Source organism: Methylobacterium oryzae (assembly GCF_036441375.1).
In the GTDB taxonomy this organism is placed as follows: Bacteria; Pseudomonadota; Alphaproteobacteria; order Rhizobiales; family Beijerinckiaceae; genus Methylobacterium; species Methylobacterium oryzae_A.
This window is the reverse complement of sequence record NZ_MLCA01000002.1, coordinates 40,061-64,723: the sequence shown is the minus strand read 5'-3', so window position 1 is coordinate 64,723 and position 24,663 is coordinate 40,061. Positions and strand designations below refer to the sequence as shown.

Genomic DNA, 24,663 nt, shown 5'->3' with positions numbered 1-24,663 from the left:
AGGGGGCGGGCTCCGAGGCGGGACGCGAGGGCGACCAGGCCCGCGAATGGCATCCGTAGCCGATCACAAGCCGTGCACGCGTTGTCGGTGCTCGCCCGGGCCGAGGTGCCCGGATGCCGCCGACACTGACCGGCCGAGCAGGAGGCCAGGGACATCGGCGATCGCGACGGCGCGTCGGAGTGAAGTCGACACGACATTGCTCGACCCTGAACCCGGAAGCGCCCGCATCGACTTGAAGCCGACAACCTCGAACCGTCCGCGGGCATGCCCCAAGACGAACGGTCCGGCTCCGCGTCCGGGTCGAACGGCGCGGAGGCCCGCTCGGTCCCGGCCACCGTCAGGGAGCCTTCCGCGGCGTCAGAAACTGGGTCGGGATGAACGACATGTCGCTTCAAGCGCATCGGCGGCCCGGGAGGCCAGGGTGATCCGCACACCAGCAAGAAGGTCGTCGCTGGCCTTCATCGCCAGGTGGGCGACGTAGCCAACCTGCCGTCCGCTTGTCCGACCGGCGTTCTTCGAAGCGGTCATTTCGCTTACGGCCAGCTCCAGTCGCGTTGGTGAGCGCCTTCGGGCGGCTGGGTTGGGTGGCGAGCAGCCGTCGGGCTCCTGCCGAGAAGCAGACATGAATCGGGACGGAGCGAACTTAACGCGTATAAAAAATACGCCTGATCAACATCAATTGCGAAATGTACTTTGATGTGCAATCTTCGCGCCCTTCATTTGCAAGGCGCCCGCAGGGCGCGCGGGCAAATCATCTTCGCGACGCGCGACGAACGAATTCGAGACCTGTTCCGTGGGCGCATCGCAGTCCTAAGCAGCGGGAGGTATCGACATGGACCATGATACTGTGCGCCGGGCGACTGCCGAGTTCTTCGGCACTTTCTGGCTCACCTTCGGCGGTTGTGGCGCCGCCATACTATCGGCCGCGTTCCCCGAACTCGGGATTGGCTTCCTGGGTGTCGCGTTCGCGTTCGGTCTCACGGTGCTCACGATGGCTTATGCGGTCGGCCACATCTCGGGAGGGCACTTCAACCCTGCCGTGACGCTCGGCCTATGGTCAGGCAATCGGTGCGCGACGCGGCACGTCCTGCCCTATATCGGCGCCCAGGTAATCGGCGCCGTTCTCGCGGCGGGCGTCCTTTACAGTATCGCCTCCGGCAAGGCGGGCTGGGTTCCAAACGGCTTCGCATCGAACGGCTATGGCGACCTCAGCCCCGGCAAGTACGGTCTCGCAGCCTGTCTGGTCACCGAATTCCTGATGACGTTCTTTTTCTTGTTCATCATCATCGGGACGACGTCGAAAGGCGCCGCGGTGGGGTTTGCGGGTATCCCGATCGGCTTCGCCCTGGTGCTGATCCACCTCATCTCGATCCCGGTGACGAACACCTCGGTCAACCCGGCTCGCAGCACGGGACCTGCCCTGATCGCAGGCGGCGAGTACATCGGTCAGCTTTGGCTGTTCTGGCTGGCGCCGATTGTAGGCGCGATGGCCGCGGGGGCCTTGGCCCGGTGGCTGTATGAGCCCGCGGACATCGTGGAGACGACCGTCGTCGAGAAGCAGGCTGCCGTCTGAGACCGGCATCCTTTCAGGTGATGGCAGCTCGGGTGAGCGACGTTCACCCGGGCTGCCTCGCAACGTCTGCGATGGACGCTCAGACCCTCGTCCGCGAACGTTCGCTTCCGGTGGTGATGCGGCTCGTTGCGGGTGCTTCGCGGGGTGCGGCCAGACCCGTCTTCAACGCCAGCCGTCGCCATCCGCGGTAAGATGCAGGGCGGATCTTTCCCGCCACTCCGCAATCTGTTCTGTCGGTCCACCACTTCCGAAAAGGACAGGCCGCTTCGTGCCAAGTCCGCTCGTTGCGGGCTGGTCAGCCCGACGTTGCGCGGACCTTTCGAAGGCCGGCTCAGGGCCAGATGCGGAGTGACCGGACAGGATTGTTTCAGGAAGCTGCGCTCTCGAGCAACACGGCATCGAAGCGGAGGCCGTCTCCGCTCTCTCGACCGACCCCGATCGACCGTCGAGATCGCGCAATCTACGACGTTCTCGCCGAACGCCCTGTCGGCTGGCCAGCCATCGCTACCGTCAGGTTCTCGGCCGTGATCGCCTCAAGCAACCACGCCTCGAACGCCCTGGCCAACGATCCGCGGCTGACGCCCAGCGGCCGGATCAGGAAGTACGAGGTCGTCTCTACTTCAAACCCCTGATCGGCGAAGGGGGCGATGAGCCGGCCGTCGCGCAGTTCGTCCGCCGCCAGAACCTCGCTCTCCAAGACGACGCCGAGGCCGGACACCGCGGCTTCAACCGCCATCAGAGAGCGGTCGAGCCAAAGTTCGTTGCGCGGGCGCAAGGCCGCCTCGCCGACCCGACGCAGATAGTCGGCCCATGTCAGTGCGTTGACGGAATGTATCAGGGTCGTGCGCGCCAGATCCCGCGGTGTTCGCAATCCTATCGAGGCGGCGAGTTCAGGGCTGCACAGCGGGCGCAGGCACTCGAGCAGGAATGGCTCGATGCTCATCGCCGTGTGGGCCGGCCGGCCGTAGGTGATCGCGATGTCGAAGCGCTCCTTCTCGATGTCCTCCCGTTCCGACAAGGTGGAGAGGCGGATGCGCGCCTCCGGATGCGTCCGCAGGAAGCCTTGCATCCGTGGCTGCAACCATTTGACAGCAAAGCTCGGGCTCGCCGCTACGACGAGATGCTCGCGCTGCGATTGAGGGGCGACCCGTTCCGTCGCCGCCGCGATGGCGCTGAACGCCTCCTCGATCTCGCTCGCATAGGTTCTGCCCGCTGCGGTCAGGACAGCGCGGCCCGCTTGCCGGCGAAACAGCGCCACACCTAGAAAATCCTCCAGCTGCTGGATCTGGTGGCTGATCGCCGACGGGGTCACGCCGAGCTCCGCGGCGCCTTTCGCGAAGCTCGCGTGCCGTGCGGCCGCTTTGAACGCCGCCAGCGCTCGCAAGGGCGGCATCCGGGGCAGGTTCCGTTCGGGTGATGAGCCTGCCTCAGCACCCGGTGAATTCTTCGAGTTGGCGCTCATCGGCATCCCAGGACTACCCCTGCTCCTGACACGACGCAACGCCGATGCCGATGCGGCGCCTCTACGAGCGGCACGCCGCACGAGCATGGCCCTGGCATCCTCTGATGGAGCGGACAATGAGCGCATTCCTCAAGGCGGCTGAGGACCATCTGGTCCGTTACGGTGGGGACACCTTTCCAAATCTGTTCACGAAGGCCAGGGGCACTGTCGTCACTGACAGCAGCGGGCGGGAGTACCTCGATTTCACCTCCGGCCAGATGTGCGCCACGATCGGCCACAACCATCCTGCGATCGTCGCGGCGGTCCACCGGGCCGGCGAGAAGGCGTTCCACTTCTTCAGCGGGATGATCCCGGAGTCGGTGGCCGAACTTGCGCAGGTGCTTGCCGACGACTGGCTGCCCCGGGATCTCAGCAAGACGATCTTCATCAACACCGGCTCGGAGGCGACCGAGGTCGCCCTTCGCATGGCCAAGATGTACACCGGCGGCTACGAGGTTCTGGCACTCGGCGGCTCTTGGCACGGCATCACAGGCGGGGCGAGTTCCGTATCGATGGCCAGCGACCGCAAGGGCTACGGCGTGCCCGCGCCCGGCGTGTTCGTGATCCCCGAGCCGAACCCCTACCGGCCGTACTTCCCGGGCCTTGATGAGGAAGCGGCTGCGCTCGCCAATCTCGACCTCGCTCTGAAGCTCTACGACATGCAGTCGGCCGGCAAGGGCGCGGCAATCATCGTCGAGCCGGTGATCAGCGCGGGCGGCGTCCTGGTGCCGTCGCGCGCCTTCATGCAGGCGTTGCGGGAAGCCGCCGACGCGCGCGGCATGCTCCTGATCTTCGACGAGGCGCAGACCGCCTTCGGCCGGATCGGCGCGCGGACAGGCGCCGAGCACTTCGACGTGGTGCCCGACATCATGACGATGTCGAAGACTCTGGGCGGCGGTCTGCCGCTCGCAGCCGTGTCCACCACCGCAGCGATCGAGGAAGACATCCACGCCAAGCACTTCACCTACTACACCAGCCACGTTTCCGATCCGCTCACCGCAGAGGTGGGACTCGCCGTCCTAGAAGTGATCGCCCGGGAGAAGCTCGTCGAGCGCGCCAACGAGATGGGGGCCTATCTCCGTGGCCGCCTGGAAGGACTGCAGCAGCGCCACGATGTGATCGGCGACGTACGGGGCCTCGGCCTGCTCCTCGGCGTCGAATTGGTGACGGACCGAGAGTCGCGCTCACCGGCTCACGCCCTTGGCGCCCTCACGACGCGCAAGTGCTTCGAGAAGGGCTTGAGCATGAACATCCGCCGCCGGCCCGAGCGCGGCTCGGTCTGGCGCATCGCGCCGCCCCTCACGGTCTCGACCGACGAGATCGATCGCGCTGTCGATATCCTGGAGGCCGCCCTGCGCGAGAGCCTTCACGTGACCGCGCGCGGACGGGCGGCCTGACCGTCGACGGCCATCCCCTGCCAATCCTCTTCGGGAGACGCTGCCATGATGCCTGGACGCAGGAATGTTCTGCTGGTGGTCCTCGCGGCCGCGAGAATCGTCGCCGGCCTCGACGCGGCGCTTGCTGCGAGCCAGACGCTGGAGAAGATCCGCTCGTCGGGAACGCTCACGCTGGGCTACCGCGAGGCATCAATCCCGTTCTCCTATCTCGGGGCCAACCAGCAGCCCGTGGGGATGTCCCTCGATCTATGCGCCGCGATCGCGGAGCGGGTCCGGACGGACCTCAACCTGCCGGCGCTGAAGGTCGCCTACGTCGCGGTGAATGCCTCGAACCGCATCCCGCTCATCCAGAACGGGACGGTCGACATCGAGTGCGGCAGCACGACGAACACGCCCGAGCGGCAGAAGCAGGTCGCCTTCTCCATCGCAACCTTCGTCAGTCAGCCGCGCTGGCTGACCACGCCGACGTCAGGGATCACCGACCTGAGGGACCTGCGCGAGCACACCGTGGTGATCACGCAGGGCTCGTTGAACATGGTGCTGGCTCAAAAGCGGAACGCTGCCGAGGGACTCGGATTGACGATCCTCCAGGGGCGCGACCATGCCGAGTCGCTGCTGATGCTACGCACCGGACGCGCAGCGGCGTGGTACGAGGACGAGGTCCTCCTTGCCGGCGCAAGGGCAACGGCACCGGACCCCTCCGCCCTCGTGTTCCTGCCGGCAGCGGCGCAGACCGATGATGAGTACGGCCTCATGCTGAGGCGCGACGATCCGGAATTCAAAGCGCTCGTCGACGGCACCTTGAGAGCCGAGATGGCCTCCGGCGCCTTCAAGACGCTCTACGACAAGTGGTTTCTTAACCCCATTCCGCCCAAGAGGCTCAACCTGGATCTACCGATGAGCGAGGCGCTGCAGGTCCGCATCAGAGAGCCGAGCCGCGCACAAACTCGCTGAGCCTCAGGTCAGTGCCCGGTCATCCGTACGCGCCTTCGCCCGCATCCTGCCCGCGCTCCAGAGAGTGGCCCTGACGCTCGAACTTTCGGATCTGGAGGCGCGCCGCATCGCGCTGAGGGCTCAGGGCTTCGGTTCGCCCCACCGCCCGCAGGAGGTCAGCGCCACCGTGATGCGCCGCGCAACCGGCCGGCTGGGTCTCCTCCAGATCGACAGCGTCAACGTGCTCGTGCGAGCCCACTACATGCCGCTGTTCTCCCGCCTGGGTCTCATGGACGGAGCGCTCGTCGCCCGGGTCGACCTGAAGGCGGACCGTAAGGCCGGCGTGCTGATGCTCCTGCGGGCGCATCTCGAACCGGCGGCGCCGGCGGACACGATGGAGCGGTTGCTCGGGGCGATCCAATCAACGGCGTCGTGGCTGAACCTATCGCGCGTCACGGTGCCGCCGGCAGCCATCTCGAACAACCTCAGGCGCCAAGTTCAGCCGTGAATCCTCGCGTCGACGGCGGGATAGTCGAAGGCGCGGCCAGATCCTATTCCACATGCATGCGCCTCGGCATGACTGGGAAGGATCGATTGAGGCATGCTGTTTCCGAGCTGCAATGCATCGAAGCAGATGTAACCGTCGTACCGGCCACCGATCTTACCGGAATCCGGGCCATTCCGCCTAACTGCGGTCCGATCTGGAGCCTTCGAATAGTCGGAGCAAGCACCTGTCAGAGATCGGCTTCGTTCGCCGCTATGTTTTCAACCCTTGCTTGCTATGACAGGCCGGCGAAACCGCCACGTGGAGGCGGTCCGCGCCCCATCGACGGAGGCTTAACAAGAAACTACTCAGTCAGAGATTGCCAGACCTGAATACTGCATTTTTCAGTTGCAAATGCCACAAAAGCGGCCACCGCCCGGAGGTTTGGTCGGTCTATGGACCAATACATCTCATGTTCCGCGCATAATTAAAGGCGAAGCACCCCACTTTCGGCGACGCAGTTAAGAAGTCGCGGCGGGATCGCGTACTAAGACCAGCTCCATCCAACGCTGCGTGACGCACCCGATCGGCTTGAGCCGAGGGCTGCCGTTCGCACGTTTTCATTATATCGGTTCACGGCCATGAAGCTGAACGTTGCCGGAAAAATCCAGTCGATCACGATCGTCGCCCTTATCGGTATTGTAGCTCTGGTCGGATTGGCCGCTCACGGACTGTACGGCGCGGTCACCGACGCTCGCGCGCTCAAAACCCGCGACCTCGTCGAAGCGGCTCACGGCATCTTGGCTCACTTCGAAGCCGAGGAACGCGCCGGTCGGATGGATCGTAGGGTCGCGCAGGCTGCCGCGGCCGCGGCAGTGAAGCGAATGCGTTACGCCAGCCAGGAGTACTTTTTCATCACCGACATGGCCCCTCGGATGATCATGCACCCGACCAAGCCCGAGCTCGATGGAAGCGACCTATCGGCCAAGGCCGATCCGAACGGCAAATTGCTGTTCCGGGAGATGGTCCAGCTCGTCAGGGCTGGTGGCGAAGGCTTTGTACCCTACCAATGGCCGAAACCCGGCGCCGATCATCCGATCGACAAGATCTCCTACGTGAAGGGTTTCGCGCCGTGGGGCTGGATCATCGGCTCCGGCGTGTACGCTGACGACACCGCCGCACAGATGCGCCCGATAATGCTCGGCTTGCTCGCTGGCTTGCTCGTCACAGCCGCTCTGGTCGGCACCACCGCCTTCCTGATCGGCCGAGGGATTGCGCGGCCGGCGCTCGCACTGGCCGACGTCATGGACGCGCTGGCCGCCGGCGATCTCACCAAGCCCGTGCCCGACACCCGCCGCACCGACGAGATCGGCCGGATGATCGAGGCGACGCGCGTGTTCAAGGACGGCTTGGCGCGGGCTCGCGCACTCGAGGCGGAAGCGGTCGAGGCCAAGGCGACGGCTGAGGCGGAGCGCAAGGCTACGCTGCTGGGCATGGCCGACGGTTTCGAGCGGTCCGTCGGCGGAATCGTCGCCGGCGTCACGTCCGCGGCGACCGAGTTGCAGGCCACGGCTCAGAGCATGGCCGGGATCGCCGCCGAGACCGCGAGCCAGGCGACGACCGTGGCAGCGGCGGCCGAGCAGACCTCGACCAACATCGGCACGGTCGCCGCCGCTGCCGAGGAGCTCGGTTCGTCGGTCGAGGAGATCGCCCGGCAGGTGAACGGCTCGGCCGACATGGCGCGTGCCGCTGACGCGGAGGCGTTCCGCACGGCGGCGCTGGTGCATGAGCTCCAGGCCGCGTCGGTGCGGATCGGCGAAGTGACCGGCTTGATCACCAACATCGCCGGCCAGACGAACCTGCTCGCCCTCAACGCGACCATCGAGGCCGCGCGGGCCGGTGCCGCCGGCAAGGGCTTCGCCGTTGTGGCGGCCGAGGTGAAGGCGCTGGCCGAGCAGACGGCTCGTGCAACGCGGGAGATCGGTGGCGAAGTCGCGCGCATCCAAGCAACGACCCTGCAATCCGTCGCGGCGATCGACGGTATCAGCGAGCGGATCCGGGAGATGAACGCCGTGGCATCCACCATCGCGGCCGCCGTCGAGGAGCAGGGCGCGGCCACGCAGGAGATCGTGCGCAATGTGAGCCAAGCCGCGACCGGCTCTGGCGAGGTCACGGCCAACGTCACGGGCGTGGCGCAGGCGTCCGAGCATACGGGAGCGGCGGCCGTACAGGTCCTGGCATCCGCCTCCGAGCTGTCGCAACAGTCGGAGCATTTGGGCCTTCAAGTCGCGCGCTTCCTTGCCACCGTTCGAGCTGCCTAGTCTGTGAGCTGCCTCCACCCCTGACGCGCCGGTGATCCGATCGGGTCCGGCAATCGGTGCCTGGGAAACGGTGACCGCGCGTTAACGACGCCCCCGCTTTCGAAAGGTAGCCACACCACTTTGCGGGGACGGGACTGATCTGCGCCCGCGCGGAACTGGCCAGCGCTGGCCCCGCTCCGTAGTGTCGCGCCGTGAAACGCGACGGGACGATCGACGGCCCATGAATCCCGTAACCGGCACCCAGAGCGACATGCGGAGCGGCGGTCCGGCCGGGCACGCGGCCGTCGTATCCTTCGACACGCAGGTCAAAGGTCTGACTTGGCTGGCGCTGAAGGGCTTTCTGCTCTCGGTGCTGACTTTCGGGATCTACCGGTTCTGGTACGTCACCAATCTGCGCCGCTTCTTCTGGGAACGCACCGCGCTCGACGGCTCCCCGGCCGAGTATGTCGGGACGGGCAAGGAGCTGTTTCTCGGCTTCCTCGTCGCGCTCGCGATCCTCGTGCCGATCTATGTCGCGCTCTTCGCGGTCTCGCTCGTCGTGCCCGCGCTCGCCCCGTTCTCGGTGGTGATCTCCTTCGTGTTCCTGTTCCTGCTTGGGCAATTCGCGCTCTTCCGCGGACGCCGCTACCGGGCGACGCGGACGCTGTGGCGCGGCATCCGCCTCGGACAGGACGGATCGGGTCTCGCCTACGCGGCGCGCGCGGGCGGCTGGTGGCTGCTCACGCTCATCACCCTCGGCCTCGCCTTCCCGTTCATGCGGGCGAGCCTGGAGCGCTACCGCATCGACCACACCCTGGTCGGCACCAGCCGGATGCACTCGACGGCGCGGGGACGCAGCGTGCTGGGCCCCTGGCTCCTGCTCTACGTCGTCGGGTTGGGGCCGCTGATCGGGCTCGGCATCGCCCTGCTGGTCGCGGCGGATTTCTCCCTGCCCAAGGATCTCCTGGTGCCGAAACCCGGGGGCAAGGCCGGCGAGACGGTGTTCAATCCCGCCTACGCGGCCTCGAACATCGGCATCATCCTCCGGACGATCGGCTTCGCCGCCACATTCTGCCTGCCCGCAGCGCTGCTTCTGATACCCTATTACCGCGCCCGGGAGACGCGGGCCTTCATGCGAGCCGCCAGTCTCGGGCGTGCGCGGCTCGCCTCGAACCTCCGGGCGCGCCAGTTCTACTGGCCCTACATCGTCTACATGCTGTCGCTTCTGGGCTTCCTGGTCGTCCTCGGCCTTGTCGCGGCTCTGTTGATCTTCGCCGCACAGGCGGCGAAGGATCTCGGCATGCTCCACTGGCTCGTCGTCCTCATCTACCTCGTCGGCGCCCCGCTCTTCGCGGTGCTGTACGTGCGCGTGGTGCAGGCCAGGCTCTGGGCGGCGGTCGCGACGACCACGACGGTGATCGACCCCGAGGCCCTGGACGCCGTCCTCGCCTCGTCGCGCGGAGCCGGTAGCGGCCTGCAGGAAGGCCTCGCCGACGCGCTCGACGTCGGAGGCGCGCTCCAGATCGGCTTCTGACGCTTGACCCGCGCTCGGGGGGCGCCCGACACGACGCCGATCGAGGTCGAAGGTCGCTACTTCGACGGCGTCACCGCGCGGCCCCATCCCGTCACGCTGCGCCTCGACGACCGCTTCCGCGTCTCCGGGCCCGACGTGGCACGGGACTGGAATCTGCTCGACCTGCGCGCCGCCGTCTCGGTGCCGCCGCTGATGCGGATCGGCCCTGCCGGCGAGGCGGCCCGCGTGGAGTTCTCGGACGCGACGCTCGCCGCCGCGCTGGCCGCGCGCTGCTTGGACCTCCACCGTCGGGAGGGCTCGGGCGGGACTGTGCGGCTCGTGCTCTGGTCCCTCGCGGCGGGCCTCTCGGTCCTGCTCGTGGCGGTCTTCGGCGTCCCGCGGATCGCGGGCCTGCTGGCCCCGCTCGTGCCGGAGGCGGCCGAGGCGCGGCTCGGAGCGGTGGCGGAACCGCAGATCCTGCGAATCCTCGGCGACCCGCCAGTCTGCGCGGAACCGGCCGGACGCGAGACCCTCGACAATCTCGTCACCCGCCTCGTCGCGGCCGGTCAGGCGGAGGGATCACTGCCTCCGGGACTGGCCGTGAGCGTGCGCCGGCACGGGACGGCCAACGCCTTCGCCCTGCCGGGGGCCCGCGTGATCGTGCTCTCGAGCCTCATCGCGCGGGCGCGATCGGCCGACGAGGCCGCGGCAGTCCTGGCGCACGAGCTTGGCCATGTCCGCAGACGCGATCCGACCCGCTCCCTCATCCGGGCGTCGGGCACCTCGTTCCTCTTGAGCCTCGTCCTCGGGGATCTGACCGGCTCGACCATCATCATCGCGCTGGGCGACGCGCTGCTTTCGGCCGGCTACAGCCGCGACGCCGAACGGGCGGCGGACAGCTACGCGGTCGACCTGATGACCCGCGCGGGCGGCAACGGCGCGGCGCTCGCCGACATCCTCGAACGCATCGCCAAGGACAAGCACGGCGGGAAGAGCGAGGTGCTGGACCTGCTCCGCAGCCATCCCTTCACGCGCGAGCGGGCCGCCGCGATCCGGGCCCAGGCGGGACCTGCGGCGGCCGAACGACAGATCATGTCCGGCGGGGCGTGGACCGCGCTCAGGGGCATCTGCGGGCCGAGCGCGACGACGGCCGCGCCATAGTCTCGCCCGCGGGCGGGGTGAGGCGCGCGGGCGCCGGAGAGCGCCGTCCGACCCGTCGTTCCCGGCCTGCCGGTCGCCTTACCGGGAACCTAAGCAGCCAATCGCCGCCGGATCGCCCGCCCCGGCTTCTGTGACGGAGGCACCCGAGGAGGAGCGTAGGTTCTGAGGGCCCAGGCACCCGGCTCAGGCCGCCCGGACCCAGACCGCGGTGTCGTGGAAGGCGGCGCCGTCGTTGGGCGCGGCCGGCGCTGAACCGATCAGCGTGTTGATCCCGACGCCGCTCCCGAAGGCCGCGCTCGGCCACAGGCTCTCGACCACCACGACACCCGGCTGCTGTCCCTCGGCGAGCCGCGCGTGCAGCCGGACCCGGCCGCGGGCATTGCCGAGCTCGACGGCATCGCCCGTGCCGATCCCGAGCCGCGCGCCGTCCTCCGGGTGGATCAGGCAGGTCGGCCGCCCCTCGCGGCGGAGCGATTCGGGGACGTTCGTGAAGGTCGCGTTGAGGAATTGGCGGGCCGGCGGCGCGATCATGCGGAACGGGTGCTCCGCGTCGGCGGGCTCGGCCTCCGGCCAGTGATCGGGCAGGCCCGGCATCCCGGCCGCGCGCGGGCCGAGCGCCGCCCAGTCGGGGGCGAAGCGGAAGCGTCCGTCGGGATGGCCGAACCCGTTCAGGAAGTGGCTCTCGGTGAAGGCCGGCTGCGCGTCGATCCAGCCGGCCGCCTCCAGCCCGTCGAGGCCGCCCCAGCCGGAGCGCGCCAGGGTGGCGTCGGCGAGATCCCGGGCGTTCAGGCGGAAGCCCGCATGGTCCGCGCCGAGCCGGGCGGCGAGCGCGGAGAGCAGCGCGTGGTTCGAGCGGCACTCCCCCGGCGGCTCCAGGATCGCGGGACCTGCCTGGATGTGGCTGTGGCCGCCGGCCCCGTAGATGTCGTCGTGCTCCAGGAAGGTGGTGGCCGGCAGGACGAGGTCGGCGAGCGCGGCCGTCTCGGTCATGAACTGCTCGTGCACGGCGACGAACACGTCCGGCCGCGTCAGACCCGCGCGGACACGGGCGCTGTCGGGCGCGGAGATCGCGGGATTGGCCGACTGGATCAGCATGGCGCGGACCGGCGGCCCGCCCTGCAGAGCGTCGGGATCGTCGGCGAGAACCGCGCCGATCCGGCTCATGTCGAGTTCGCGCACGCCCGGCGCCTTGGCGTCGAGGCCCTCCGTCAGGGTCTTGTCCCAGTTGAAGATCGCGGCGTGCTGCCAGAGGGCGCCGCCGCCCTCGTGCTGCCACGCGCCGGTGACGGTCGGCAGGCAGGTCACCGCGTGCAGGTTCACGGCACCGTTGCGGCTCCGGGTGAAGCCGAAGCCGCAGCGGATGTAGCTGCGCGGCGTGCTCCCGTAGAGGGTCGCGAAGGCCTCGATCGCGGCGGGTTCCAGCCCGGTGATCGCCGCCGCCCACTCGGGCGTGCGCGACGCCAGATGCGCCTCCAGCGCGGCCGTGTCCTGGGCATGGGCGGCGAGATAGGCCCGGTCCGCGTGACCGTCGCGGAACAGGACGTGGAGCACCGCACAGGCCAGGGCCCCGTCGGTGCCGGGCCGGGGTGCGAGGTGGAGGTCGGCCGCCGCCGCGGTCCCGGTGCGGTACGGATCGATCACCACCAGCTTGGCGCCCCGCGTCTTGCGGGCGCGGCTGATGTGGGTCATCGCGTTGACCTGCGTGCTGACCGGGTTGCCGCCCCAGACCACGATCAGGTCGGAGAGCGCCATCTCGCGGGGATCCGGCCCGGCGATCCGGCCGACCCCGGCGCTCCAGCCCGCGATCGCGACCGCCGTGCAGATGGTGCGCTTGCGCCGCGAATAGCCCATGACGTGGGTCAGCCGGTGGATGCCGTCGCGCTGGACGAGGCCCATGGTCCCGCCGGAATTGTACGGCCAGACCGCCTCCGGTCCCCATCGGTCCGCCGTCTCCGAGAAGGCCGTGGCCAGCCGGTCGAGGGCGGCGTCCCAGGAGATCCGGCGCCACGCCCCGCCGCCCTTCGCGCCGGCGCGCTCCAGCGGGTGGAGGATCCGGTCGGGATGGTGGACGCGCTCGCCGTAGCGACTGACCTTCGCGCAGATCACCCCGGCCGTGTAGGGATTGTCACCCCCCCGGACGGAGACGACGCGCCCGTCCGCGACCTGGACGTCGAGGCTGCAGGCGGAGGGACAATCGTGCGGGCAGACGGTCCGGACCAAGCGACGAACTCCCGTGGCAGCGGCATGGGGGAAGCAAGGACCGTGCGCTTCTGGGCCTTCCGCCGGACGTCCGCAAGGCGCGGCCGGAATTCGGCCGCCGCGCGAAGGATCGACGTCGTCCGCGCGCAGGACAGTTCAGCGCAGAGCGCTCGACATCGCCGACAGGGCGTTGATGACCTGCACGACCTCCGCGACGTGCGTCGCCGAGAACGCGACGTCACTGCCCTCCCCCCGCCGCAGGGTCGGCCACAGGCAGAACAGATCCGCCAGGGCCGGCGTCTGCGCGCGCACGCGGATCTCCAGGGGGCCGTCCAGGCGGAAGGGCCGCGCGCGGTTGTCCCGAAGAGCCGCCGCGACGGCCTCGCCGATCGCCGCGCAGCTCTGCGCGGGCGAGAGGCTGACGCCGCTGTTCTGCCCCGTCGCGCGCTTGGTCTCGACGAAGCGGGTCCCGGGAAGCAGGGCGCGGTTCTCGGCGATGAACACGTCGTCGCCGCTCGCCATCGCCACCGGCACGCCGTGCGCGCCGGCCAGCGCGCCGTAGAGGCCGGCCTCGCCGAGTTCCTGGCCGTTGATCGCGATCCGGGCGAAGGCGAAGCTGTTGACCGTGTGGGCCAGGATGCCCCGCCCGCTCGCCCGCGAGTGGTAGCCCACGAGGCAGACCGCATCGATGTCCTGATCGAGGCCGGCCATCATCCCGAGGGGCCGCGGCTTGCCCTGCACGACCTGCGCCCTGGGATCGAGGAGGTCGGGGGGCATGTTGCGGAAGTCGCCGTGCGAGTCGTTGACCAGCACCGCCCGCGCGCCGCCGTCGAACGCGCCGGCGATGGCGGCGTTGGCCTCGCGCGTCATGAGCAGCCGCGCGCGCTCGTACTCGGGATTTCCCGGCGTCGTCTGGACGCGATGGTAGATTCCGGCGACGCCCTCGATATCCGTCGAGATCAGGACGCGCATCGCTCAGGCTCCGAGGATATCGGCCCAGCCGGGCAGGAGATCGGTCAGGGCGTGCCGCCGGTGGCCGTCGCGGCCCGTCACCGCCTCGGCCCGCCACAGGGCGTGGATGATCGCCTGCTCGATCCCGTCCGCGGCGGCCTCGAACAGCGGGTCGAGCTCCGCGTCATGCAGAAGGGCGGGCGCCGGCATGGCGCACGCGGGATCCTGCGGAACCGTGTAGGCGGTCGAGAACGCGAGCGCGATGTCGCCGCTGCCGTGGCCGAACACCGAGCCGGTCCGGGCGAGGCCCGCCCCGGCCCGCAGGGCGAGGCGGCGGAGCTGGCGCGCGTCGAGGGGCGCGTCGGTGGCGACGATCATGATGATCGAGCCCTTCTCCGGCGGCTCGGCGCCGGATTCCGGCTCCCCGGCGGCCGCCCGGAGGTGGGCGGCGAGCGGCGTGCCGCAGACCCGGATCTGGGACGGCTTGCCGAAATTCGACAGGACCAGGGTGCCCAGCGTGAACCGGCCGCGGTTGCGCGTGCGGACCCGCCGGGAGGCGGTGCCGATGCCGCCCTTGAGCCCGAAGCTCGACATCCCGCGCCCGGCCCCCACCGACCCCTCCGCGACAGCCGGGCCGGCCGCGCCGAGGGCGTCGCGATAGTGGGGCGCCTCCACCGCCATGCGCTGGATGTCGTTGAGGTAGCCGTCGTTGCACTCGAACACGAGCGGGTTGAGCGTCGGCAGCGCGCGCCCGATCTCCGGATTATCGGCGATCGCGGCGCGGATCTGGGCGGCGGCCACCGCCGGCACCGCGAAGGTGTTGGTCAGGGCGATCGGCGTCTCGAGCACGCCGAGCTCCTCGACCTGCATCAGGCCGACGGATTTGCCGAACCCGTTCAGCACGACCCCCGCCGCCGGAACACGGTCCCGGTAGGGATCGCCGCCGTGCGGCCGCACGACCGTCACCCCGGTCTGCACGTCGCCCTCGGCCAGCGTGCAATGGCCGACCGCCACGCCCGGGACGTCGGTGATGGCGTCGCGCGGGCCCCGCGGCAGGCGGCCGACGCGGGGAGCCGGGCGCGGGGAGGCGGCCGGGGTCACAGGCGGTCGATCTTCGGGTCGAGGGCGTCCCGCAGGCCATCCCCGAGGAGGTTGAAGGCCAGCACCGTGAAGAAGATCGCGAGGCTCGGGAACAGCGCCACGTGCGGCGCCGAGACCATGTCGGCCCGGGCCTCGTTCAGCATGGCGCCCCATTCGGGCGTCGGCGGCTGCGCGCCCATGCCGAGGAACGACAGGCTCGCCGCCGTGATGATCGAGGTGCCCAGCCGCATGGTGAAGTAGACGACGATGCCCGAGATCGTGCCCGGCAGGATGTGGCGCAGGATGATCGTCCGGTCGGGGGCGCCGATGCTCCGCGCGGCCTCGATGTAGGTGCTGTTCTTCAGGACCAGGGTCGTGCCGCGCACGAGGCGCGCGAAGGCCGGGACGCTGAAGACCGACACCGCCACGACGACGTTGACGAGCCCGGAGCCCAGGATGGCGACGACGCCGAGCGCCAGGAGGATCCCCGGGAAGGCGAACAGCACGTCGGACATGCGCATCACGATCCGGTCCCACCAGCCGCCGTAATAGCCCGCCAGGAGGCCCAGCACGGTCCCGACGAGGCCGCCGACCGCGACCGAGAGGAACCCGGTCGCCAGAGAGATCCGCGCGCCCTCGACGATCCGGCTCAGGATGTCGCGCCCGAGGGGATCGACGCCGAGCCAGTGGGCCAGCGAGGGGCCCTCGTTGATGCGGTCGTAGTCGAAGTCGTTGACCGGGTCGTAGGGCACGATCCACGGCGCCAGCACGGCCACCACGACCAGCAGGCCGATGAAGCCCAGGGCGACGACGGCGACGCGCTGGCGCCGGAACTTGCGCCAGAATTCCGACCATGGCGTCCGGATGCCGGTGGGGACGGGCGCGACGGTGGGGGCGGCGGGGACGAGGATGTCGGTCACGGCCGGCTCACCTGTAGCGGATGGTCGGGTTGATGAGGCCGTAGGGCACGTCCACGACCAGGTTGATCAGGATGAACTCCAGCGAGAACAGCAGCACCAGGGCCTGGATCACCGGGTAGTCGCGCTGGTTCACGGCATCGACGAGCAGGCGGCCCATGCCGGGCCAGTTGAACACCGCCTCGACGACGATCGAGCCGCCGAGCAGGAAGCCGAACTGCAGGCCCATCATGGTCACGACCGGGATCAGGGCGTTGCGCAGGCAGTGCTTGGCGATGACGACGCGCTCCTTGAGGCCCTTGGCGCGCGCGGTACGCACGAAATCCTCGCCGATCACCTCGACGAAGGCCGCGCGGGTGAAGCGGGCCATCACGGCGGCCACGGCCGCGCCGAGCGTCAGCGACGGCAGCACGTAGTGCCGCCACGTGTCGGCGCCGACGGTCGGCAGCCAGCCGAGCTCGACCGAGAAGATCTGCATCAGGAGGATGCCCAGCGCGAAGGCGGGGAACGAGATGCCGGATACGGCGAGCGTCATCCCGACCCGGTCGGGCCACTCGTTGCGGTAGACCGCCGAGACGATGCCGATGATCAGCCCGAAGGCGACCGCCCAGGCCATGCTGGTGAGGGTGAGCAGAAGGGTCGGCAGGAAGCGCTCGCCGATCTCGGTCGAGACCGGGCGGCGGGTGCGGATCGAGACGCCGAGATCGCCGCGGGCGAGGTTGGCGAAGTACCGCACGAACTGTTCCGGCAGGGGCCGGTCGAGGCCGAGCTCGGTGCGCACCAGGGCCACCGTCTGGGCGTCGGCATCCTGCCCGGCCGCCAGCCGCGCCGGATCACCGGGCAGCAGGTGGACGAACAGGAAGACGAGGACCGAGACGATCAGCAGCGTCGGCAGCAGCCCGAGGAGCCGCTTGAGCAGGAAGGTCAGCATAGGCTCGCGCCCGGGATCCGGGGTTTCCGTGAGGCGATCGCGCGGGAGCTCCGCGCCGGGCCGGCCATCGTCCGGGCCGCCCGGCGCGGGGTCCGCGATCCGCGGCTAGGGAGCGACGGCGATCGCGCCGGAATCGATGTTGCCGTCGGGCATGACGTAGACGCCGGAGAGCCGCGCGGAGGTCGCGTAGAGGTTCTGCTCGGTGACCAGAGGTGCCCAGGGGGCGTCCTTCATCACGATCTCCTGGGCCTTGGCGTAGAGTTCGGCCCGCTCCGCGTCGTTCGTCGAGACCAGCGCCTTGGCGAGGAGGGCGTCGAACTCCGCGTTGCTGTAGTAGGCGGTGTTGTTGAGCTTGGGCGGCCACGCCTCCGTCGCCAGCAGAGGCCGCAGACCCCAGTCGGCCTCACCGGTCGAGGACGACCAGCCGGCATAGTAGAGGCGGACGCGGGCGGTCTTCGGGTCGGGGGCGGTCTGCACCCACTCGGTGCGCTGGCCGGGCTCCAGGGCCAGGGTCTGCACCTTGATGCCGACCTGCCCGAGCTGCTGCTGGAGGAACTGAATCGCCTTCTGGGCGGTGGTGGTGGTGTAGGCGCTCCAGAGGGTCGCCTCGAAGCCGTTGGCGTAGCCGGCCTCCTTCAGGAGCTGGCGCGCCTTGGCCGGATCGTAGGGCCAGGGATCCATCTTGTGGGCGTAGCGCACGCCCTGCGGGACGATGCCCTGCGCGGGGAAGGCGTAGCCCGAGAAGGCGACCTTGGCCAACGCCTCCTTGTTGATCGCGTAGTTGATCGCCTGCCGGACGCGCAGGTCGTCGAACGGCTTCTGCAGCACGTTCATGCTGAGATACCGCTCGATGATCGAGGCGTGCACCTCGATCTTCAGCTTCTTGCTGGCTTCGAGCATCTTGGCCTGCTCGTAGGGCAGCGGGAAGGCGAAGTCGGCCTCGCCGGTCTGCAGCATGGCGGCGCGGGTGCCGTTCTCGGGCACCGGCTTCCACGTGATGGTGTCGACCTTCGGGAAGCCGGCCTGCCAGTAATCGGCGAACTTGGCGCCCTTGACGTAGTCGGTCTGCTTCCAGTCGACGAAGGTGAACGGCCCGGTTCCGACCGGGTGGAAGGCGATGTCCTTGCCGTACTTCTTCAGGGCCGTGGGCGAGATGATCGCCGCCGAGGCGTGGGCCAGCGAGTTGATGAACGGCCCGAAGGGCTCCTTCAGGGTGATGCGCAGGCTCGTGGGCGAGAGCACCTCGATCGTCTTGATGCGGTTGAACTGGTTGTACCGCGCGAGGTGGTTCTCAGGGTCGAGGACGCGGTCGAGGTTGGCCTTCACCGCAGCGGCGTCGAACGTCGTGCCGTCGTGGAATTTGACGCCCTCGCGCAGCTTGAACGTGTAGACGAGGCCGTCGGGCGAGGTCTCGTAGCTCTCGGCCAGGACGTTGCGGACCTTGAGATCCTTGTCGAAGCCGAAGAGGCCCTCGTAGAACGACTTGGTGACGGCGGTCGTGAGCGTCGTGTTGGTGTTGTACGGGTCGAGAGTCTCGGGCTGGCCGCTGATCGCCAGGATCGGGTCGCCCGCCGCGGCGGCGGGCGCGGCCGCCACGGCGAGCAGGCCGGCGGCGAGGAGGAAGCGCTCGAACATGGTCAGACCTCGGGGCATGGGACGATCCTGCTGGCGGGGATAGGCGGTGTCAGGCGGCGAGGCCGCCGACCGTGTGGCGGGCGACGAGATGGCCGGGGCCGATCTCGACGAGGGGCGCGACCTGCGGCTCGTCGCCGAGCGCCCGGACCGGGCTCGGGATCTCGTCGGTCAGGAGCCGGCGGGCGCGCAGGTGCCGGCGGGCCGGGTCGGCGACCGGCACCGCCGCCATCAGCTTGCGGGTGTAGGGGTGCTGCGGGTTCTCGAAGATCGCCCGGCGCGGGCCGATCTCGACGATTTGGCCGAGATACATCACCGCGACGCGGTGGCTGATCCGCTCGACCACCGCCATGTCGTGGCTGATGAACAGGTAGGCGAGGCCGAACTCGCGCTGGAGGTCGAGCATCAGGTTCACGATCTGCGCCTGGATCGACACGTCGAGGGCCGACACCGCCTCGTCCGCGACGATGACCTTCGGGTTCAGGGCGAGGGCCCGGGCGATGGCGATGCGCTGCCGCTGGCCGCCCGAGAACTCGTGCGGGTAGCGCTGGGCCTGGTCGGAGGTCAGCCCGACGCGCTCGAGCAGCCACGCCACCCGCGCCTCGGCCTCCCGGCGCGTCGCGATCCCGTGGACCAGCAGCGGCTCCATGATCGAGAAGCCGACGGTCAGGCGGGGATCGAGGGACGCGTAGGGGTCCTGGAAGATGAACTGGATGTTGCGCCGCAGGCCGCGCAGCTGCCCGGGGGGCAGGTCGCGGATGTTGCCGCCGTCGAACTCGATCAGGCCGCTCTGGCTCTCCACGAGGCGCAGGAGCGAGCGGCCCGTCGTCGATTTGCCGCAGCCGGATTCGCCGACGAGGGCCAGGGTCTCGCCGGGATGGAGGTCGAAGCTGACGCGCTCCACCGCGTGGACGCGGCGGCGCACGCGGTTGAGCAGGCCGCCGCGGATGTCGAACCGGGTGACGAGGTCGCGCACCCGCAAGATCGGCCCGGCGCCGGTGCGCACGGTGTCGTGGGATTCGTCGACCGGGGCGGACGCACCCTGCCCCGCCGGGTGTTCCCGGGCCTCGGCCCGCAGCAGGTCGAACTTCCGCGGCAGGTCGCTGCCCGCCATGGCGCCGAGACGGGGAACGGCGGCGAGCAGCGCCCGGGTGTAGGCGTGGCGCGGCGCGGCGAAGAGCGCGGGCGCCGCCCCCTCCTCCACCTTGTCGCCGCGGTACATGACCAGCACGCGGTCGGCGATCTCGGCCACGACGCCCATGTCGTGGGTGATGAAGACGACGCCCATCTTCATCTCGGCCTGGAGGCTGCGGATCAGCTCGAGGATCTGCGCCTGGATCGTGACGTCGAGGGCCGTGGTCGGCTCGTCGGCGATGAGCAGCTGCGGCTTGCAGGACAGGGCCATGGCGATCATCACGCGCTGGCGCATGCCGCCGGAGAGCTGGTGCGGGTAGCGCGTGAGGACGTTGCGCGCCTCGGGGATGCGCACGAGGTCGAGCATCCGCAGCGCCTCGGCACGCGAGGCGGAGGCACTCTTCCCCTGGTGGACACGGATCGATTCGGCGATCTGGTCCCCGGCGGTGAAGACCGGGTTCAGGGAGGTCATCGGCTCCTGGAAGATCATCGCGATCTCGGCGCCGCGGATCGCCCGCATCCGGGCGTTCGGGGCGGCGGCGAGATCGAGGATCTCGCCCGAGCCGCGCCGGAACAGCATCTGCCCGGCCGCGATCCGGCCGCCGCCGTGCTCGACGAGGCGCATGAGGCTCAGCGAGGTCACGGACTTGCCGGACCCGGACTCGCCGACGATCGCCAGGGTCTCGCCCGCGTCGACGTGGAACGACAGGTCGCGGACCGCCTCCACGACCCGCTCGGAGGTCGCGAAGCGGACGGTGAGGCCCGTGACGGAGACGACCCGCCCGTCGGGCAGAGTGGTGGGAGAGGCGGTCCCGGCTGCGATGGTCGGCATGGCGGAACTCAGCGCGCGGGGGCCGGGGCGCGGCGGGGATCGCCGAAGATCGCGGTGGTCGGCACCTCGCCGGGGCGGACGAGGCCGCGATACATGCCCTCCGTGTTGAACGGCATCGCGACCCGCCCGCGCCCGTCCACGGCGATCAGACCGCCGCGACCGCCGACCGCCGGGAGCGCGTCCTCGACCACCGCCCGGGCCGCCGCCGCGAGGTCCTGCCCGCCGTAGGCCATGCGCGCGCAGACATCGTGCGCCGCCGCGACGCGGATGAAGGCTTCGCCCGTGCCGGTGCAGGAGACGGCGGCGAACCGGTCGTCCGCGTAGGTGCCCGCGCCGATCAGCGGCGAGTCGCCGATCCGGCCGGGACGCTTGTTGGTCATGCCGCCGGTCGAGGTCAGGGCGGCGAGATGGCCGTCCCGGTCGAGGGCGACGGCGCCCACCGTGCCGAACTTGCGGGTCTCGTCGAGGGGCCCCGACGCCGCGTCGTGGTCGAGGGCGACTTGGCCCGCGGCCCGGGCGCGCCGGAGCTGGTCGCGGCGGGCCTCCGTCGAGAAGAAATCGGGCTCGACCATCTCCATTCCGTGCTGGCGCGCGAAGGCCTCGGCGCCGGCCCCGGCCATGAGGACGTGCTCGCCCGCCTCCATCACCGCGCGGGCGGCGCGGCCGGGCCGGCGCACCCGCGAGACGCCCGCGACGGCGCCGGCCCGTAGGGTGGCACCTTCCATGATCGCGGCGTCGAGCTCGTGGGTCTCGGCGCTCGTGAAGACGGCGCCGTGGCCGGCGTTGAACAGCGGGCACTCCTCCAGGAGGTCGACGGCGACGCTCACGGCGTCGAGGGCGCTGCCGCCGGCGGCGAGACAGGCCGCTCCGGCCGCCAGGATCTCGGCGAGGGCCGCGTGATAGCGCGCCTCCCCCGGATCGTCCTGACCCTGCAAGATCGTCCCGGCGCCGCCGTGGATCACGAGAACGGGGCGGTGGTCGCTCATGGAACGGCTCCCGGAGGCGGGGTGTCGGGCAGGTCGTCGGCTCCGCCCTGCGGCGGCCAGGCGGCGTAGTCGCGGTCGAGCCACGGCAGCACGGCCTCCGTCACCCGCGTCGCCGCCGGGACGAGGTCCACGGTGACGTGGGCGAAGGCGCTCGCCAGGGCCTCGACGAGGGCGGTCAGGCTGGCATCCGAGGCCGCGAAGTAGTGGCAGTCGGTCTGCGCGTAGAGCGCGATCGTGGCGGTGGCGACGAGGGGCGAGTGCGGCCCGTCGGTCAGCGCCAGGACCGCGGCGCCGTGCTTGCGGGCGATCTCGGCCAGCCGCACGGTGTCGGCGAAGTATCGCGGGGTGGCGAGCGCGATGACCAGGTCGTCGGCCGTCAGCCGGCGCAGGGTCCGGGCGGCGAAGCCGGGCCCCTCCAGCGTCGCCAGCAGGTGGATGTCCTCGCGGTTCACGTCGAGGTTGCGCGCGAGGATGCCGGCCGGCCAGCTGCTGCTGCCCAGGCCCACGACGTAGACCCGGCGGGCCTGCCGGATCGCCTCGACCGCGCGGCCGCACGTCTCGCCGTCGAGCCCGCGCCGCGTCGCCTCGATGTTGCGAACGATGTCGGCCAGGGCCCCGTCGAGGATGCCGGAGACGGTCGCGGGCTGCTCCCGGCCGCCGCGCAGCTTCTCGACCGGGGCGAGCGCCTTCTCGTAGCCGAGGACGAGGGCCGCGCGGAACTTCGCGTAACCCGCGTAGCCGACGGCGCGGGCGAACCGGTTGGCGGTGGCGACGGAGACGCCGACGAGATCCGCCAGCTCGTTGACCGGGAGGGTCGCGGCGCGGAGCGGGTGATCGAGGACGAAGCGGGCGACCTGCCGATGGGCGGCGCTGAGGGACGGGTAAGCCTGCGCGATGCGCTGGGCGACAGATGCTTCCCCCGGTTGCAGTACCACGGCGCTGGGCTCGATAAAAAACTATCAACTGAACCGAGGGTGAGAAATTTTTAGATCATTTGCAAGCGGAGAGCTGCCGCTTCTGGTGGCATCCCCTGCACAAAACATCGCGTTGCATCGGTCGATCGAAGGCGCACCGAAAGCGCCACGGGCCGCGCCGCCGCGGCGGCTTCGCGCGCCGGCGCCCCATCACGGTCGGTCGACGGTCACCGGCAGCCGGATCCTGTCACCGGATGGGCCGAGCGACGGATGGAGCGTGGGACCGGGGAGCGCGGGTCAGCTCACTGCGTCGAGGGTCGCCGGCTCGGTGAGCGACGCGAGCTGCTTCAGGGCGACCGCGCACGCGTTGGTGACGTGGAGGCGGGCCAGCCGCTCCGCCTGCCCGGCGTCCCGGTCCTGGAAGGCCGCGACGAGGGCGTCGATCTCGGCGAGGCTGTGCGGCAGCCGCTCGGGGTGCATCAGGGACGTCGCCCGCAGCAGGTTGATCCGGGAGTAGAAGCCGCGGAGGATCTCGCGGACGAGATCGTTGCCGCAATGGCTGAGCATGACGTCGTACAGGATGCCCTTGGCGCGCAGGACACGGTCCGTGTCGCCGCTGCCGGCAGCCTCGCGCAGATCCGCGGCAGCCCGCGCGAACTGCAGGATGGCGGCATCCGAGGCCTGGGTGGCGAATTCGTGTGCCGCGAAGCCCTCCAGCACGGCCCGCAGCGCGTAGAGCTGCCGCGCCTCCTCGACCGAGATCGAGGCCACGACCGGGCCGCGATGCGGGACCGTATGGACGAGCTTCTCGGCCTCGAGCCGGCGCAGGGCCTCGCGCACGGAGGCGCGGCTGACGCCGAGGCCCTCGCACAATTCGCGCTCGATCAGCCGCTCGCCGGGGGCGTAGACGCCCGAGGTGATGGCCTCGCGGACCGCGTCCTCGACCTTTCGACGGAGCGTGTCCGGCTGGATGGCCCTGATCTTGTTCATCGCTCGGTGTTCGGGGATCACTGACGAGCCGAACGGGTGACATGGCGCGCCGTCGGGTGGCAAGGCATGCCCGAAGCGCGTCCGTCAGCCCCGACGTCGCGCCGCCAGTTCGTCGCGCAAGATGGGCGCGGCCAGCTCCGCGCCGTGCATGCCGATCAGGCTGACGATCTCGAGAACCTCCATGAGCTCCTCCTTGGTCGCGCCGTAGCCGAGGGCGTTCTTCATGTGCATCTTCAGGCCCGGCACGTAGAGATGGGTCGCCGCGGCGTCGAAGGCGCAGTAGACGAACTCCTTCATCTTCGGGGTCAGGACGCCGTGGCGCCAGGGCCAGGCCGAGAAGTCGAGGTAGCCCTCGAACAGGTCGGGATCGAGTTCGAGGAGACCGTCCCAGAACGCGTGCCAGTAGCCCCGGTCGCGGGTGAAGTCGGATTTCAGCTGCTCCTGCCGCGGCGTCAGCGGTTCCGGTCCGCTCCGCTGCCCGGCCTCCTCCAGCACCTCCAGCAGCAGCGGCACGCCGATGTTGCAGGCGTGGATGCCGAGCGTCGCCGTGAGCGCGAGCACCTCCGTGATCTCGTCAACCGTCGCGCCCGCGTCGAGGGCGTTGCGGATCTGGCGGCGGGTCCCGGGCGCGTAGAGGTGGGTCGCGGCCGTCGCGGCCGAGAGCGCGATCAGGGCGCGGTCCTTGGCGCCGAGACGGTTCTTGCGCACCGGGACCGTCGCCAGCCGCGCCCAGGCGTCGAGGAAGCCCGGAGACAGCTCGGCCAGAGCCGCCTGCTCGGCGTCCCAGTAGCCGAGCTGCTGCTGCACGGTGTGCCGAAGGGTCTCCGGGTTCGGCGCGGTCCCGGTCATGCCGTGGCTCCGGCGTAGTCAGCCTCGACCACCTCGTCCTGCCAGTCGGTCTTGCCGAGCGAGATCGCCGTGTGGAGCAGGTAGCTGTCGGCGGCCGCGCCGTGCCAGTGCCGCTCGTCCGCGGGGATCCAGACGGTGTCGCCCGCCCGGATCGGCTGCGCCTGCTGGCCCGCGACGCAGATCCAGCCCTTGCCGGCGGTCACCTGCAGGATCTGGCCCTGCGCGTGCGCGTGCCAGAAGGTCCGCGCGCCGGGCGTGAAGAAGACGTTGTTGATCATCACGCCGCCCGTCGCCGGCATGACCGGGTCGGCCCAGACCTGCCCGGTGAAGGTCGGCCCGCGGCTCTCGGATCTCGCGCTGTTCTCGCGACCGTGGAAGATCTGCAT

At 70.0% G+C, this 24,663-nt stretch carries 20 protein-coding genes; 7 read left to right on the top strand and 13 right to left on the bottom strand.

From position 1 onward, the window contains the following. Nucleotides 1–832 precede the first annotated feature (832 nt). Complete coding sequence (gene aqpZ / locus MOTC310_RS08645; protein ID WP_331301529.1) at nucleotides 833–1,573, top strand: aquaporin Z; 741 nt, start codon at nucleotides 833–835, stop codon at nucleotides 1,571–1,573. A 460-nt stretch (nucleotides 1,574–2,033) separates the two neighbouring features. Here the strand turns inward: aqpZ and gcvA are convergent, their stop codons facing one another. Then, nucleotides 2,034–3,035: a transcriptional regulator GcvA gene (gcvA, locus tag MOTC310_RS08640; protein ID WP_331301528.1), complete on the bottom strand. Its 1,002-nt coding sequence runs from the start codon at nucleotides 3,033–3,035 to the stop codon at nucleotides 2,034–2,036. A 50-nt stretch (nucleotides 3,036–3,085) separates the two neighbouring features. Here gcvA and MOTC310_RS08635 point away from each other — a divergent pair, with 50 nt between their 5' ends. The 6 genes from MOTC310_RS08635 to MOTC310_RS08610 all read left to right on the top strand — a co-directional run bounded on the left by MOTC310_RS08635 (nucleotide 3,086) and on the right by MOTC310_RS08610 (nucleotide 10,862). Continuing rightward, on the top strand, nucleotides 3,086–4,471 hold the full coding sequence (locus MOTC310_RS08635) for an aspartate aminotransferase family protein (RefSeq protein ID WP_331301527.1): 1,386 nt from the start codon (nucleotides 3,086–3,088) through the stop codon (nucleotides 4,469–4,471). A 45-nt stretch (nucleotides 4,472–4,516) separates the two neighbouring features. Then, nucleotides 4,517–5,425 (top strand): transporter substrate-binding domain-containing protein, encoded by a 909-nt coding sequence (locus tag MOTC310_RS08630; RefSeq protein ID WP_331301526.1) that lies wholly within the window; start codon nucleotides 4,517–4,519, stop codon nucleotides 5,423–5,425. Between the two features lie 64 nt (nucleotides 5,426–5,489). Beyond that, on the top strand, nucleotides 5,490–5,912 hold the full coding sequence (locus tag MOTC310_RS08625) for a hypothetical protein (protein ID WP_331301525.1): 423 nt from the start codon (nucleotides 5,490–5,492) through the stop codon (nucleotides 5,910–5,912). Nucleotides 5,913–6,529: 617 nt separating this feature from the next. Continuing rightward, nucleotides 6,530–8,209, top strand: a complete 1,680-nt coding sequence (locus tag MOTC310_RS08620; protein ID WP_331301524.1) for a methyl-accepting chemotaxis protein — start codon at nucleotides 6,530–6,532, stop codon at nucleotides 8,207–8,209. 220 nt (nucleotides 8,210–8,429) lie between these two features. Next, nucleotides 8,430–9,722 carry a YjgN family protein gene (locus tag MOTC310_RS08615; protein ID WP_331301523.1) on the top strand — a complete coding sequence of 431 codons (1,293 nt, stop codon included), beginning with the start codon at nucleotides 8,430–8,432 and terminating at the stop codon, nucleotides 9,720–9,722. 3 nt (nucleotides 9,723–9,725) lie between these two features. Continuing rightward, nucleotides 9,726–10,862 (top strand): M48 family metallopeptidase, encoded by a 1,137-nt coding sequence (locus tag MOTC310_RS08610; RefSeq protein ID WP_331301522.1) that lies wholly within the window; start codon nucleotides 9,726–9,728, stop codon nucleotides 10,860–10,862. Between the two features lie 183 nt (nucleotides 10,863–11,045). Here MOTC310_RS08610 and MOTC310_RS08605 read toward each other — a convergent pair whose 3' ends face one another. The 12 genes from MOTC310_RS08605 to MOTC310_RS08550 form a co-directional block, all read right to left on the bottom strand. Beyond that, nucleotides 11,046–13,082: a molybdopterin-containing oxidoreductase family protein gene (locus MOTC310_RS08605; RefSeq protein WP_331301521.1), complete on the bottom strand. Its 2,037-nt coding sequence runs from the start codon at nucleotides 13,080–13,082 to the stop codon at nucleotides 11,046–11,048. A 135-nt stretch (nucleotides 13,083–13,217) separates the two neighbouring features. Continuing rightward, nucleotides 13,218–14,033 carry a M55 family metallopeptidase gene (locus MOTC310_RS08600; protein ID WP_331301520.1) on the bottom strand — a complete coding sequence of 272 codons (816 nt, stop codon included), beginning with the start codon at nucleotides 14,031–14,033 and terminating at the stop codon, nucleotides 13,218–13,220. Between the two features lie 3 nt (nucleotides 14,034–14,036). Next, complete coding sequence (locus MOTC310_RS08595; RefSeq protein ID WP_331301519.1) at nucleotides 14,037–15,113, bottom strand: DmpA family aminopeptidase; 1,077 nt, start codon at nucleotides 15,111–15,113, stop codon at nucleotides 14,037–14,039. Further along, a complete protein-coding gene (gene gsiD, locus MOTC310_RS08590) occupies nucleotides 15,110–16,012 on the bottom strand; it encodes a glutathione ABC transporter permease GsiD (protein WP_007568587.1) in 903 nt (300 codons plus the stop codon). The genes MOTC310_RS08595 and gsiD overlap by 4 nt, the downstream gene beginning before the upstream one ends. Before the next feature lie 7 nt (nucleotides 16,013–16,019). Then, nucleotides 16,020–16,940, bottom strand: coding sequence for a glutathione ABC transporter permease GsiC (gene gsiC / locus MOTC310_RS08585; protein ID WP_331301518.1), 921 nt, complete (start codon nucleotides 16,938–16,940; stop codon nucleotides 16,020–16,022). A gap of 105 nt (nucleotides 16,941–17,045) precedes the next feature. Continuing rightward, nucleotides 17,046–18,593: a glutathione ABC transporter substrate-binding protein GsiB gene (gene gsiB / locus MOTC310_RS08580; RefSeq protein ID WP_331301517.1), complete on the bottom strand. Its 1,548-nt coding sequence runs from the start codon at nucleotides 18,591–18,593 to the stop codon at nucleotides 17,046–17,048. A 31-nt stretch (nucleotides 18,594–18,624) separates the two neighbouring features. Then, the gene (locus tag MOTC310_RS08575) at nucleotides 18,625–20,538 is read right to left on the bottom strand and encodes a dipeptide ABC transporter ATP-binding protein (RefSeq protein WP_331301516.1); all 1,914 of its coding nucleotides are present in this window, start codon (nucleotides 20,536–20,538) and stop codon (nucleotides 18,625–18,627) included. Between the two features lie 8 nt (nucleotides 20,539–20,546). Next, entirely contained in the window at nucleotides 20,547–21,524 is a 978-nt protein-coding gene (locus tag MOTC310_RS08570) for an isoaspartyl peptidase/L-asparaginase family protein (RefSeq protein ID WP_331301515.1), read from the bottom strand. Next, entirely contained in the window at nucleotides 21,521–22,459 is a 939-nt protein-coding gene (locus MOTC310_RS08565; RefSeq protein ID WP_331301514.1) for a MurR/RpiR family transcriptional regulator, read from the bottom strand. Before MOTC310_RS08565 ends, MOTC310_RS08570 begins: the two co-directional genes overlap by 4 nt. A gap of 276 nt (nucleotides 22,460–22,735) precedes the next feature. After that, a complete protein-coding gene (locus MOTC310_RS08560) occupies nucleotides 22,736–23,428 on the bottom strand; it encodes a GntR family transcriptional regulator (protein WP_331301513.1) in 693 nt (230 codons plus the stop codon). Between the two features lie 84 nt (nucleotides 23,429–23,512). Further along, nucleotides 23,513–24,277 carry a carboxymuconolactone decarboxylase family protein gene (locus MOTC310_RS08555; RefSeq protein ID WP_331301512.1) on the bottom strand — a complete coding sequence of 255 codons (765 nt, stop codon included), beginning with the start codon at nucleotides 24,275–24,277 and terminating at the stop codon, nucleotides 23,513–23,515. After that, on the bottom strand, nucleotides 24,274–24,663 hold the full coding sequence (locus tag MOTC310_RS08550; protein WP_331301511.1) for a cupin domain-containing protein: 390 nt from the start codon (nucleotides 24,661–24,663) through the stop codon (nucleotides 24,274–24,276). Before MOTC310_RS08550 ends, MOTC310_RS08555 begins: the two co-directional genes overlap by 4 nt.